This window comes from Amycolatopsis sp. NPDC033938 (assembly GCF_055575975.1).
In genome coordinates this window covers 54,217-65,954 of sequence record NZ_JBVIRO010000029.1, presented here as the reverse complement: position 1 = coordinate 65,954, position 11,738 = coordinate 54,217, and the positions used below count along the sequence as shown (strand labels likewise).

The following is an 11,738-nucleotide window of genomic DNA, read 5'->3' as shown; positions in this document are numbered from 1 at the left end:
TCACCGCCCACGCCCGATCCGTCAGCTCACCACGACCCACCACACAGTCATTGTCTGCACACGATCATGAACAAGATCCGCAGGACACGCCCTAGACGCCCAGCGGGTGCCAGACGGTCTTCGCCTCCAGATACCGGCGTAGCCGCGCGATGTCGGCGTCGGCCGTCCAGTCCGGTTCGGCGTCCGGGACGGTCAGGACACGCTTCACGGTGCCCGCGGCGTCGCGCGCCAGGTCCGCGCGGGCGGACGGCTCCGCGCCTGTCGGGTCGAGGGCGTTGACGTCTCCGTGCGAGGCCAGCCACGAACCCAGCTCCGAAGCCCGGCCCGTCAGGATGTTCGCCACGCCACCCGGCAGATCGGACGTCGCCAGGACCTCCGACAGGGTGATCGCGGGCAGCGGCCGCTCCGCGCTGGAGACGACCACGGCGGTCGAGCCCGTCGCCAGCACCGGGGCGAGCACGCTCACCAGACCCAGCAACGACGACTGCTGCGGCGCCAGCACGCCGACGACACCGGTCGGCTCGGGCACGGTGAAGGAGAAGTACGGACCCGCGACGGGGTTGGCCCCGCCGAGCACGGTCGCGATCTTGTCCGTCCAGCCCGCGTACCAGACCCAGCGGTCGATCGAAGCGTCCACAAGGGACTGTGCCTTCTTCGCCGCGATGCCTTCGGAAGCGGCCACCTCCGCGACGAACTGCTCGCGCCGGCCCTCCAGCATCTCCGCGACCCGGTAAAGCACCTGGCCGCGGTTGTAGGCGGTCGCCGACGACCAGCCGCCGAAAGCCTTGCGGGCGGCGGAAACCGCGTCACGGACGTCCTTGCGGGACGCGTGCGAGGCGTTGGCGAGGAACTTGCCCTTGGCGTCGGTGACCGGGTACACGCGCCCCGACTCCGACCGGGGGAACTTCCCGCCGATGTAGAGCTTGTAGGTCTTCGCCACCGAAATACGGTCAGACATCGAGGTAGGCCTCCAGTCCGGTGCGTCCGCCTTCGCGGCCGAAACCCGACTCCTGGTAGCCGCCGAACGGCGCGGCGGGATCGAAGCGGTTGAAGGTGTTGGCCCAGACGACGCCGGCGCGGAGCTGGTTCGCCATCCACAGGATGCGCGAGCCCTTCTCGGTCCAGATACCGGCGGAGAGCCCGTACGGCGTGTTGTTCGCCTTGGTGACGGCTTCCTCCGGGGTGCGGAAGGTCAGCACCGACAGGACCGGCCCGAAGATCTCCTCGCGGGCGATGCGCATCGACTGCTGGACGTCCGAGAACACCGTGGGAGCGAAGAAGAATCCACGTTCGGGCACCGGGCACGGGCTGGTCCAGCGCTCCGCGCCTTCCGCGTCACCGGATTCCACGAGTCCCTTGATCTTCGCGAGCTGCTCGGCGGAGTTGATCGCGCCGATGTCGGTGTTCTTGTCCAGCGGGTCGCCCAGCCGCAAGGTCGAGACGCGGTAGCGGAGCTTTTCGAGCACCTCCTCCGCGATGGACTCCTGCACCAGCAGCCGCGAGCCCGCGCAGCAGACGTGGCCCTGGTTGAAGAAGATCCCGTTGACGATCCCCTCGACGGCCTGGTCCAGCGGGGCGTCATCGAAGACGACGTTCGCCGCCTTGCCGCCCAGTTCGAGCGTCAGCTTCTTCGCGCTGCCCGCGATCTGGCGCTGGATGGCCTTGCCGACCTCGGTCGACCCGGTGAAGGCGACCTTGTTCACGTCGCCGTGGCCCACCAGCGCCGCGCCGATGTCCCCGGCGCCGGGGAGGATGTTCACCACGCCGGGCGGGAGTTCGGCCTGCTGGCAGATCTCCGCGAACACCAGCGCGGTCAGCGGCGTGGTCTCCGCGGGTTTGAGCACCACGGTGTTGCCGGTGGCCAGCGCGGGCGCGATCTTCCACGCGAGCATGAGCAGCGGGAAGTTCCACGGGATGACCTGACCGGCGACCCCGAGCGGCCGCGGGTTCGGGCCGTAACCGGCGTAGTCGAGCTTGTCGGCCCAGCCGGCGTGGTAGAAGAAATGCGCGGCCGCCGTCGGCACGTCGGAATCCCGCGATTCCTTGATCGGCTTGCCGTTGTCGAGACTTTCCAGCACGGCCAGTTCCCGCGACCGCTCCTGGATCAGCCGGGCGATGCGGAAGAGGTACTTGGCGCGTTCGGAGCCCGGCATCTTGGACCAGACGCCGTTGTAGGCCTTGCGCGCGGCCTTCACCGCGGTGTCCACATCGGACACCGACGCGGTGCCGACCTCGGCGAGCACCTCTTCGGTGGCCGGGTTGATCGTCTTGAGCGGCTCGCCGGAGCCGTCGACGAACTCGCCGTTGACGAACGGCCGGTAATGCGGTTTGAGGTTCGCGAGGTCGCGCGATTCGGGCGCGGGCGCGTACTCGAAGATGCCCATGGTCAGTCCACCGTCACGTAGTCGGGACCGCTGTAGTGGCCGTCGGCCTGGGTGCGGCGCTGCAGCAGGAGGTCGTTGAGCAGGCTGGACGCGCCGAACCGGAACAGGTCCGGGGTCAGCCACTGCTCGCCGGCGACCTCGTGCACCGCGACCAGGTACTTGATCGCGTCCTTGGTCGTCCGGATGCCACCGGCGGGTTTGACGCCGCGCAGTTCACCGGTCTGGACGAACCAGTCGCGGACGGCCTGCAGCATCACGTGCGTGACCGGCAGCGTCGCGGCCGGCGAGACCTTGCCGGTGGAGGTCTTGATGAAGTCGCCACCGGCCAGCAGCGCGAGCCAGGAGGCGCGGCGGACGTTGTCGTAGGTGGCCAGCTCACCGGTTTCGAGGATGACCTTCAGATGCGCGTCGCCACAGGCGGCCTTGATGGCCTGGATCTCCTCGAAGACCGCCATGAAGCGGCCCTCCAGGAACGCGCCCCGATCGATCACCATGTCGATCTCGGCGGCGCCGGCGTCGACGGCGATCTTGGTGTCGGCCAGCTTGATCTCGCGGCTCGTGCGGCCCGCCGGGAAGCCGGTGGCGACACTCGCGACGTGGATGCCGGTGCCGCGCAGGGTCTCGACAGCCGTCTCGACCATGTCCGGGTACACGCAGACGGCCGCGACCTTCGGGGTGTCCGGCCGGTCCGGGTCCGGCCGCATGGCCTTCGCGGCGAGCGCGCGGACCTTGCCGCGGGTGTCGGCACCTTCGAGGGTCGTCAAGTCGACCATCGAGATGGCGGTGTCGATCGCCCAGAGCTTGGCGGCCTTCTTGATGCTGCGCGTGCCGAGGCCCGCCGCTCGCTGCTCGACGCCGACCTGGTCGACACCAGGCAGCCCGTGCAGGAACCGGCGCAGGCTCGCCTCGTCGCGAGTCGCGTCCGCCAGCGGCGACGGGGTGGCCGTCGCCGCTGACGAGCTGGTCGTAGCTGTCATACGGGTGAGTGTAGGCGGCCTACAGGCTGGGCACCGGGGCCTGGGCGGCGGCCCTGGCCGGGATCACCGGCGCGCAGAACTCGCTGATCATCGGGAGCTGGCGCTTGAGCGCGGCGTCCGGTGACGCGGTGAGGTCCACCGTGGCCAGCGTGGAGATGTTCTTGCCGGTCTCGTCGTGGAAGCTGAGCGTCGCGAAGCCAGGCAGATCACCGGCGTGACCCCAGACGGTGATGTCCTCCGCGCAGCCGCCCGCCGCCTTGAGGTTCAGTTTCATCAGGCCGAGTCCGTATTCGAGACCGCCGCTCAAGGGCACGGTCGTCTTCATCTGCGCCAGCAGGTCCGCGGGAAGCAGACGGCCGCCGAACAGCGCTTCGAAGAAGCGGTTGAGGTCCTTGCCAGAGGACACCACGCCGCCCGCGCCGAAGTAGCGCGAGTAGTTGTAGGTGGTGACGTCGGTGAGGCCACGCGGCGCGTCGTACAGCTGCTCGTAGCCGTGGGCGGCCGGGCGGAGCAGGACCGGGAAGTCGCGGGGGAGCGAGGTGTCGCGCAGGTGCAGCGGCCCGGTGACGCGCTCGGCCAGCACCCGTTCGAGCGGCTTCCGGGTGGTCTTCTCGACGAGCAGGCCGAGGACGTTGTAGCCGGTGTTGGAGTACGCCCAGCCCGTCCCGGGCTTGAACTGCAGCGGCTGCTTCGACGTGCTCAGGCGGATCTGGTCGTCGCTGTCGAAGTGCTCGAAGCGCTCGGTGTCGATCTCCGGTCCCGTCGACCAGGTGTCCTCGGGGAGCAGGTCGCGCGGGAGGCCGCTGGTGTGCTGCAGCAGCTGGCGGACGGTGATCGGCTCCGGGTACGGCAAGAGTCCCGGCAGGTAGCGCTGGACGGGATCGTCGAGTCCCACGCGGTTCTCGGCCACGAGCTGAAGGACCAGCGTCGCGACGAACACCTTGGACACACTCGCGATCCGCCAGCGGCCGGACGCGTCGGGCTTACCTGGCCGGGTGATGTCCGCGACGCCGCCGACACCGCGGAAATCGTCGGCGACGGCGACCATGCCGGGGATGCCCGCGGCGACGGCCGCGTCCATCGCGCTCTGGCGCGGGTCGGTCTTCCCGGCGGCCGCCGCCGGTAAGGCGGTGACGGAAAGCAGTGCGGCACAAGCGATCGCGACGAAACTTCGGCGCATGCGGTGAACCCCCCAGGTTTTCAGGTCAGGCTTCCAGTTCGGATACGTCCTTCTTACGCGGTTTCCGCTTCACGACGACGCCACCCCAGAACGCGAGGCCGGTGATCTTCACCGTCGGCGCTGTCGGCGGCGCCGGGGGCGTCCCGGCGCGGTCCTCCAGTTCGAAGGCACCCATGAAGCCGATTCCGGTGACGTCCACGTTGATGTCGTCGGGCACGATGATGTCGATCCCGCCCATGATCGCCACCGCGGTGATCGTCGAATGCTTCTCGGCGAACCGCGCGTGCCTCAGGTCGAGTTCGGCGCCGCCCCAGAACGCGAAGCTGTTGTGCTGCGGCGGGACGACCCAGCTGCCCTTGCGTGACGCGCCGGACAGGACGGCGATCGACGCGCCGGAGCCGGGGTGGCCGCCGATGCGGTCGTCGGGCAGCCCGAGCGCACGCGAGGCCGATGGCTGGATCGCCGTGCTGGACTGCGGCAGATCCGCGGTGACCGGCTTGAGGTCGCCGACGGTTTTGGCCGCGTAGACGGTGGTGAGCCGTTCTTCCAGCTCGTTGATGGTGATACGCCCTTCGGACATCGCCAGGTGCAGCACCTGCGCGACCTGCTCGCGGTCGGCGTCGGAGATGCGCATCTGTTCGGGTCCCGGCAGGGCCGGCTCTTCGCTCACGCGCAGGAGCCTAGCGCCGGGAGGAGGGCCGGGCGTCCATCTTTTGGCCGACAGTGGGATTCTCCTGTGATGGGGAACTCACTACCTGGTGCGATCGAATTGCCCGATGGGGTCAAGGTGCGCGGACGGGGCCTTGGCCGGCCCTGGCCGGAGGGGCCGGCGCCGGATTTCGGGCTCTACTTGGGCGGCGCGAAGCTGCGCCGGAAACACGACCACAAAATGGACTGGGACCACGAGTGGATCCGCTGGCCCGATTTCCTGGTGCCGATGGACCGGGCGGAGGCGCGGCGGCAGATCGTGGCCCTGCACGGCCGGGCCGCGGCGGGCGAGAACGTCGAGGTCGCCTGTTACGGCGGGGTGGGCCGGACCGGCACGGTGCTCTCCTGCTTGGCCACGCTTTCCGGGCTGTCCGCCGATGAGGCCGTCGCGTGGGCGCGGGCGAACCACCACGAACGTTCGGTGGAGATGCCGTGGCAGCGCCGCTGGGTCGGCTGGTTCGCGCGGCAGGCCTGACGGGCTAAATTGACCGGCATGGATGTGCACGTCGTTGATCACCCGCTGGCCAAGGCCAGGCTCTCCACCATGCGCGACGCGCGCACCGACAGCGCCGCCTTCCGCGCGGCGCTGCACGAGCTGACCGTCATGCTGGTCTACGAAGCCACGCGCGACATGCCCGTGCGGATCGAGCGGATCCACACGCCGGTGGCGCGCACCGACGGCTACGCGCTGGCGAGTCCGCCACTGCTGGTGCCGGTGCTGCGGGCGGGGCTGGGGATGGCGGATCAGGCGCACAAGCTGATCCCCGACGCCCAGATGGGTTTCGTCGGCCTCGCCCGCGACGAAGAGACGCTGAAGCCGACGCCGTACCTCGAGTCGCTGCCCGAATCACTCGCCGACCGGCCGGTGCTGGTGCTCGACCCGATGCTGGCGACCGGCGGCTCGATGGAGTACACGATCCGGCTGCTCACCGACCGGGGTGCCACCGACGTCACCGCCATCTGCGCGCTCGCCGCGCCCGAGGGCATCGAGCACCTGGAGAAGACCGGGCTGCCGCTACGGGTGGTGACCGCGAGCATCGACGAGCGGCTGAACGACTCCGGCTTCATCGTGCCGGGCCTCGGGGACGCGGGGGACCGGCAGTACGGCGCCGTCTGACTCGCCCGGCCCGGATCGCGTTTAGCCCGCTGAACGCGATCGGGTGTGGAGGATTCGGGACGTTCAACGTCCGTCCATGAAGGAATTGGGGCACTCAACGTCCCAATTCCTTCATAGACGTCGGCCTGGGCCTCTCAAGGTAGGGAGGGGGACCTTCAGGGACTGACGACCGACGCGGGGGAGTTCGCAACATCCCGCCGGGTGCCGGTCACTGACGGGTGTGACCAGAACAGTGACCGGATCGGTGGGGGTGCCGGTGGACTCGTCCGAACCTCCTCCCGACAGGGGCGACACGGAGCTTTGGCGCGCGGCCGCGGGCGGTGATCACGGGGCGTTCACCGAGCTTTTCGAACGCCACGCCCAGTCGGTGTGGAATCACGCCTACCGGTTGACGGGATCGTGGGCGTCGGCCGAAGACCTGACTTCGATGACCTTCCTCACCGCCTGGCGGCGCAGGTCGGGTATCACGCTCATCCGGGACAGCGCGCTGCCCTGGCTGTACACCGTCGCGGGCAACCTCGCGCGCACCGAACACCGCAGTTCCGGGCGACGGCTCCGGCTGGTCCGGCGGCTGCCGGAACCTCGGTCGGTGGTCGACCACGCCGACACCGTCATCGACCAGCTCGACGGCGAAGACCGGCTCCGGCAGGTGCTCGCCTTGGTCGCGAAGCTGCCGAAGTCGCAGCGCCAGGCCGTCGAACTTTGCCTGCTCGGCGATCTTTCCCTCGCCGACGCCGCCGAACTGCTCGGCGTCGCCGAGGTGACCGTTCGCGCCCACATCTCGCGGGCCCGCGCGCAGCTGCGCGCCGCTCTGGAGGAGAAATGACCGACGACTTCGGCCTGCCCGGCAGGCGTGAACTCCCCCCGGAAGTGCTGCACGACCTGCGGATGTCCCTGCGGGAGGGGATGGGAAAACCCGCCCGGCGGCGATGGCCGATCGTGGCCGCCGCGGCCGCCGTCGTCCTGGTCCTCGCTGGCGCTCTGGTCGCCACCGTGGTCATCCGGGAACCGGACAGGCCGGGCCCCGTCGTCGCGAACCCTGACTTCTCCCTCGACTGGCCGAGGGCGGTGACGGCGATGAACCGATGCTGGGCGGTGATCCAGTCCGAGGGCAAGGCCGCGAGCTTCCCGGACCGGGACGAGTGGTCACCGCGCTTCACCGTCGTTTCGTCGTCGGTCACCGTCGTCGCGGTGATGGCCGGTGAAAAGCCCTTCTTCTGCGAGACCACGTTGATGACGGCGACCGTGTCCGATCCGGCCGCCGCTCCGCCCTACACGCACGGCGGGACAGCCGCCCTGCTGATGACCCCTGCCGGGACGGTCGCGGGCATCGCCGACCCCGAGTGGCCGCAGTTGGAGATCACGGGCCAGAACGAGGAGTCGTCGTCCCTGAGGGAGATCCCGATCTTCCGGCCGGGGAACCTGTTCGTGCACATCGCGCCGATGAAGCCGTCACGGACCACCTACGCGGTCGGGCCGACTCCGGGGAAACAGTCCCGGCCTAGCCGATACCAGGCTCCATACCCCCTTCGGCCCGCGCCGGAGCCGGCCGTGTCGGTGCTCGACAAACCGGTGTCCCCGGTTCCCGACCGGGCCACGCCCGCGGGCGAGTTCTTCAAAACCTGCACGAGAGGAGCGCCCGACACGGTGGCCGACGAGGACGCCTACCGGGTCGGTGCGCTGCTCGAAGGGGAGAAGGTCAAAGTCGTCGTCGCGCGCCTGGGTGACCGGGCCATCGTGTGCCAGGGTGGACTCGGGTACGGGGACGGGGAGACCGAGTACTACCGGGTCTTCGACGAGCAGAGGAAGTCCGCCGGGCCTGTGCATCCTATGTGGACCGAAACGGTCGGCATGGCGAACCGGCCCGGAAACGCCGCTCGGCCCCAGAACGCGTACCTGGGGGTCGTTCCCGAGGCGGCCGCGGCTGTGAAGCTCGACTTCGGGACCGGCAAGACGATCGACGCGACCGTCGCGGACGGGACTTTCGCGGCATGGCTGCCGGACGGGGTCAGCCAGGACTACGAGCACGCGCGGGTGGGCATCACCGTCCTCGACGCGGCTGGGGCGATCCTGCACCAGGGCACCCTGCCGCTCTACTGATCGCGTTCAGCCCGCTAAACGCGACGCGTCAGCGGCGCAGCCAGCCGGAGGCGTTCGCCCGCAGCGCGGTCTCGTAGGCCTCGCTCACGGTGAACTCCTCCGGCAGGTTCCCGGTCAGCTCCAGCGACACCAGACCGTGCACGAGTCCCCAGCAGCTCACGATGACGACCTCGGGCGGGACGTCGGCGAAGACGCCGTCGGCGACGGCCTCGCGGATCGTCTCCTCCAGGGGGGCCAGCGTGGCGCGCGCCTGCTCGGACATCTCCTCCGCGGGCTCGAAACCCGGGACCGACTTCGTGAACATGATCGCGTAGAGATGCGGGTCGGCCAGTGCGCTTTCGCGATAGGCGACGCCGAGCCGCACGAGGTCCTCGACGGGGTCGCCGGTGCGCGGAACACCGGACATCCGGAGGCCGAAGCGGCGAAAGCCCTCGGAAAAGAGGGCGCTGACCAGGTCCGTCTTCCCGCCGAAAAGTGAATAGACCGCGGTGGTGGACGTGCCGACGTCGGCGGCGAGCTTGCGGAGGCTGAGCGCCTTCGGGCCGTCGGCCGAGATGAGCTCACCGGCGCGGTCCAGTAGTTTCAGCCGGAGGTTCTCGTCGTGTGTCCTGGGGCGGGGCATGCGCCCAGCGTATCGCAACGCTGTTATCAATCGCTCGGATTCGGAGTTGACCTGGAGCGCACTCCAGGTCGTACTGTCGTCTGCATGAGCTACTCGATAGCGGAAGCCGCGCGACGTAGCGGGTTGTCCATCGACACCCTCAGGTACTACGAGCGCATCAAACTCGTCGAGCCCCCGGCACGGGACGCCGCGGGGCGCCGCGCCTACACCGATGAGGATCTCGGGTGGCTGGGGTTCCTGACCAAGCTGCGGTTGACCGGCATGCCCATCAAACGCATGCGGGAGTACGCGTCGCTGCGCCACCACGGGGCGGCGAGCGCGGGACGGCGTAAGGCGATCCTCGTCGACCAGCGCAAATCGGTCGCCGACCGGATCGCCGAGCTGCAGACCTGCCTCGACATCCTCGACTACAAGATCGACCACTACGACCAGGTGGAGCGCAAGGTGCTCGGCACCGGAGCCACCATGGAGGGAATTTCAGCGTGATCAGCACCAAGAGGCTCGGCGGTCTGGAAGTCGGGGCGCAAGGACTCGGCTGCATGGGGATGAGCCAGGCCTACGGCGTCCGTGGTGACGACACGGAGTCGATCGCCACCGTCCACCGTGCCCTCGAACTGGGCGTTACCATGCTCGACACCGCCAACGTCTATGGGGCGGGCGCGAACGAGGAGCTGGTCGGCCAGGCGATCGCGGGCAAGCGGGACCAGGTGGTGCTGGCGACCAAGTTCGGCATCGTCTGGGACAAGGACGGCGGGATGTCCGCCCGCGGAGACGCCGCTTACGTCAAGAAGAGCTGCGAAGAGTCCCTTCGCAGGCTGAACGTCGACCACATCGACCTCTACTACCAGCACCGGGTCGACCCGAACACGCCGGTCGAGGAGACCTGGGGTGCGCTGGCGGAGCTGGTCGACGAGGGAAAGATCCGGTTCGCCGGTATCTCCGAGGCCAGTGCCGAGACGATCCGTCGCGCGCACGCCGTCCACCCGGTCACGGCACTGCAGAGCGAATGGTCCCTGTGGACCCGCGGCATCGAAGGCGAGATCCTTTCGACCGCTCGTGAGCTGGGTATCGGCATCGTGCCGTTCTCGCCGCTCGGTCGCGGATTCCTCACCGGAAGCGTGACGTCGGTGAAGGATCTGCCGGAAGACGACCTGCGCCGCAACCTGCCGCGGTTCGCCGAAGGCAACTTCGAGCGGAACATGGCGATCGTCGAGGCGCTGCGGGCGCTGGCGGCGGAGAAGGGCGTGACGGCGGGTCAGCTGGCGCTCGCGTGGGTGCAGTCACAAGGCGACGACGTCGTGCCGATCCCGGGTACCAAGCGGCGCAAGTACCTCGAAGAGAACGTGGCCGCCGCCGGACTGGAACTGTCCGAAGTGGACATCGAGGCCATCGAAAAGGCCGCGCCCGTCGAGGCGATCGCCGGTGAGCGTTACCCGGAGCGGCTCGCCCGCGCCGCGGGCAAATAACTTCCCAAGAATTGCGAGAGAAATCATGACGGGTTCGACGCTGCCCATTCGCAGGCTCGGCACACTGGAAGTCGGTGCGCAGGGGCTCGGCTGCATGGGCATGAGCGAGTTCTACGGCCAAGGTGACGAAACCGAATCGATCGCGACGATCCATCGCGCGATCGAACTGGGCGTGACCCTGATCGACACGGCGGACATGTACGGCTTCGGCCGCAACGAGGAACTCGTCGGCCGGGCGCTGGCTGGCAAGCGGGACAAGGTCGTGCTCGCCACCAAATTCGGCATCGTGCGCGACGAGGCCGACCCCGCCAAGCGCGGGATCCGGGGTGACGAATTCTATGTGCGGCAACAGGTCGAAGCCTCGCTGCGCAGGCTGAACGTCGACCACATCGATCTGTACTACCAGCACCGGGTCGACCCGAACGTGCCGATCGAGGAGACCGCGGGCGCGCTGTCCTCACTGGTCGAACAGGGCAAGATCCGGCACATCGGGCTGTCCGAAGCCGGTCCGGAGACGATCCGGCGGGCGCACGCGGTGCATCCGGTGACGGCGGTGCAGACGGAATGGTCGCTGTGGTCCCGCGACATCGAGAACGAGGTCGTCGGAGTCTGCCGTGAGCTGGGTGTCGGCCTGGTGCCGTACTCGCCGCTCGGCCGCGGCTTCCTGACCGGCCGCTTCAAGTCCAAAGAGGACTTCGCCGAGGGTGACTTCCGGCAGTCGGCGCAACCGCGCTTCGCCGACGGGAACCTCGAACGGAACCTGGCGATCGTCGAGGCGCTGCGCGCACTCGCCGAACGAAAGGGTGTCACCGCGGGTCAGCTGGCGCTGGCGTGGGTCCAGGCGCAAGGCGAGGACGTCGTGCCGATTCCGGGCACCAAGCGGCGCAAGTACCTCGAAGAGAACGTCGCGGCTGTCGGCTTGAAGCTGACGGCTGAGGACGTGGCCGAGATCGAGGAGGCGGTACCGGCCGACGCGGTGGCCGGGCAGCGTTATCCCGACGAGGGCATGAAGCTGCTGTCGCGCTGAGAAAAGCCTGAGGAAAGCCTGCGGTGAGTGGTGGGCTGGGTTGGTCGTGAGTGGCGATTCGGGGTGTTCTCCACGAGGCCCCCAGGCCCCCCAGCACCCCGCCGCGGCCCGGCCGCGGGGGGTGCTCCGGGGGGGGAGCGGCCCGTCGCCCGACGGG

At 69.0% G+C, this 11,738-nt stretch carries 13 protein-coding genes; 7 read left to right on the top strand and 6 right to left on the bottom strand.

Annotated elements, in window-relative coordinates:
- Positions 1–91: 91 nt before the first annotated feature.
- The 5 genes from ACZ5ZX_RS39500 to ACZ5ZX_RS39480 are packed head-to-tail and all read right to left on the bottom strand — an operon-like array spanning position 92 to position 5,175.
- Positions 92–958: an aldehyde dehydrogenase family protein gene (locus tag ACZ5ZX_RS39500; protein ID WP_465507108.1), complete on the bottom strand. Its 867-nt coding sequence runs from the start codon at positions 956–958 to the stop codon at positions 92–94.
- Complete coding sequence (locus tag ACZ5ZX_RS39495; protein WP_465507107.1) at positions 951–2,384, bottom strand: aldehyde dehydrogenase family protein; 1,434 nt, start codon at positions 2,382–2,384, stop codon at positions 951–953. The genes ACZ5ZX_RS39500 and ACZ5ZX_RS39495 overlap by 8 nt, the downstream gene beginning before the upstream one ends.
- Before the next feature lie 2 nt (positions 2,385–2,386).
- On the bottom strand, positions 2,387–3,361 hold the full coding sequence (gene deoC, locus ACZ5ZX_RS39490) for a deoxyribose-phosphate aldolase (RefSeq protein ID WP_465507106.1): 975 nt from the start codon (positions 3,359–3,361) through the stop codon (positions 2,387–2,389).
- Between the two features lie 19 nt (positions 3,362–3,380).
- The gene (locus tag ACZ5ZX_RS39485; RefSeq protein WP_465507105.1) at positions 3,381–4,541 is read right to left on the bottom strand and encodes a serine hydrolase domain-containing protein; all 1,161 of its coding nucleotides are present in this window, start codon (positions 4,539–4,541) and stop codon (positions 3,381–3,383) included.
- 25 nt (positions 4,542–4,566) lie between these two features.
- Entirely contained in the window at positions 4,567–5,175 is a 609-nt protein-coding gene (locus ACZ5ZX_RS39480; RefSeq protein WP_465507115.1) for a DUF1707 SHOCT-like domain-containing protein, read from the bottom strand.
- Between the two features lie 105 nt (positions 5,176–5,280).
- Between ACZ5ZX_RS39480 and ACZ5ZX_RS39475 the strand changes: the two genes are divergently transcribed.
- The 4 genes from ACZ5ZX_RS39475 to ACZ5ZX_RS39460 all read left to right on the top strand — a co-directional run bounded on the left by ACZ5ZX_RS39475 (position 5,281) and on the right by ACZ5ZX_RS39460 (position 8,466).
- The gene (locus tag ACZ5ZX_RS39475; protein ID WP_465507104.1) at positions 5,281–5,724 is read left to right on the top strand and encodes a protein-tyrosine phosphatase family protein; all 444 of its coding nucleotides are present in this window, start codon (positions 5,281–5,283) and stop codon (positions 5,722–5,724) included.
- Positions 5,725–5,742: 18 nt separating this feature from the next.
- Positions 5,743–6,366 (top strand): uracil phosphoribosyltransferase, encoded by a 624-nt coding sequence (upp, locus tag ACZ5ZX_RS39470; RefSeq protein WP_400562334.1) that lies wholly within the window; start codon positions 5,743–5,745, stop codon positions 6,364–6,366.
- A 232-nt stretch (positions 6,367–6,598) separates the two neighbouring features.
- Entirely contained in the window at positions 6,599–7,192 is a 594-nt protein-coding gene (locus ACZ5ZX_RS39465; RefSeq protein WP_465507114.1) for an RNA polymerase sigma factor, read from the top strand.
- Positions 7,189–8,466, top strand: coding sequence for a hypothetical protein (locus ACZ5ZX_RS39460; RefSeq protein WP_465507103.1), 1,278 nt, complete (start codon positions 7,189–7,191; stop codon positions 8,464–8,466). The genes ACZ5ZX_RS39465 and ACZ5ZX_RS39460 overlap by 4 nt, the downstream gene beginning before the upstream one ends.
- 28 nt (positions 8,467–8,494) lie before the next feature.
- On the opposite strand, the gene ACZ5ZX_RS39455 is transcribed toward ACZ5ZX_RS39460, so the two are convergent.
- The gene (locus tag ACZ5ZX_RS39455) at positions 8,495–9,088 is read right to left on the bottom strand and encodes a TetR/AcrR family transcriptional regulator (RefSeq protein ID WP_465507102.1); all 594 of its coding nucleotides are present in this window, start codon (positions 9,086–9,088) and stop codon (positions 8,495–8,497) included.
- Between the two features lie 84 nt (positions 9,089–9,172).
- Here ACZ5ZX_RS39455 and ACZ5ZX_RS39450 point away from each other — a divergent pair, with 84 nt between their 5' ends.
- The 3 genes from ACZ5ZX_RS39450 to ACZ5ZX_RS39440 are packed head-to-tail and all read left to right on the top strand — an operon-like array spanning position 9,173 to position 11,581.
- Positions 9,173–9,574 carry a MerR family transcriptional regulator gene (locus ACZ5ZX_RS39450; RefSeq protein ID WP_465507101.1) on the top strand — a complete coding sequence of 134 codons (402 nt, stop codon included), beginning with the start codon at positions 9,173–9,175 and terminating at the stop codon, positions 9,572–9,574.
- On the top strand, positions 9,571–10,554 hold the full coding sequence (locus ACZ5ZX_RS39445; RefSeq protein WP_465507100.1) for an aldo/keto reductase: 984 nt from the start codon (positions 9,571–9,573) through the stop codon (positions 10,552–10,554). Before ACZ5ZX_RS39450 ends, ACZ5ZX_RS39445 begins: the two co-directional genes overlap by 4 nt.
- Before the next feature lie 25 nt (positions 10,555–10,579).
- On the top strand, positions 10,580–11,581 hold the full coding sequence (locus tag ACZ5ZX_RS39440; protein ID WP_465507099.1) for an aldo/keto reductase: 1,002 nt from the start codon (positions 10,580–10,582) through the stop codon (positions 11,579–11,581).
- Positions 11,582–11,738 lie beyond the last annotated feature (157 nt).

Excerpts from the sequence above, each read along its gene's own strand:
- ACZ5ZX_RS39500 (WP_465507108.1), bottom strand. The coding sequence starts at position 958 with ATGTCTGACCGTATTTCGGTGGCGAAGACCTACAAGCTCTACATCGGC.
- ACZ5ZX_RS39495 (WP_465507107.1), bottom strand. The coding sequence starts at position 2,384 with ATGGGCATCTTCGAGTACGCGCCCGCGCCCGAATCGCGCGACCTCGCG.
- deoC (WP_465507106.1), bottom strand. The coding sequence starts at position 3,361 with ATGACAGCTACGACCAGCTCGTCAGCGGCGACGGCCACCCCGTCGCCG.
- ACZ5ZX_RS39485 (WP_465507105.1), bottom strand. The coding sequence starts at position 4,541 with ATGCGCCGAAGTTTCGTCGCGATCGCTTGTGCCGCACTGCTTTCCGTC.
- ACZ5ZX_RS39480 (WP_465507115.1), bottom strand. The coding sequence starts at position 5,175 with ATGCGCATCTCCGACGCCGACCGCGAGCAGGTCGCGCAGGTGCTGCAC.
- ACZ5ZX_RS39475 (WP_465507104.1), top strand. The coding sequence starts at position 5,281 with ATGGGGAACTCACTACCTGGTGCGATCGAATTGCCCGATGGGGTCAAG.
- upp (WP_400562334.1), top strand. The coding sequence starts at position 5,743 with ATGGATGTGCACGTCGTTGATCACCCGCTGGCCAAGGCCAGGCTCTCC.
- ACZ5ZX_RS39460 (WP_465507103.1), top strand. The coding sequence starts at position 7,189 with ATGACCGACGACTTCGGCCTGCCCGGCAGGCGTGAACTCCCCCCGGAA.
- ACZ5ZX_RS39455 (WP_465507102.1), bottom strand. The coding sequence starts at position 9,088 with ATGCCCCGCCCCAGGACACACGACGAGAACCTCCGGCTGAAACTACTG.
- ACZ5ZX_RS39450 (WP_465507101.1), top strand. The coding sequence starts at position 9,173 with ATGAGCTACTCGATAGCGGAAGCCGCGCGACGTAGCGGGTTGTCCATC.
- ACZ5ZX_RS39440 (WP_465507099.1), top strand. The coding sequence starts at position 10,580 with ATGACGGGTTCGACGCTGCCCATTCGCAGGCTCGGCACACTGGAAGTC.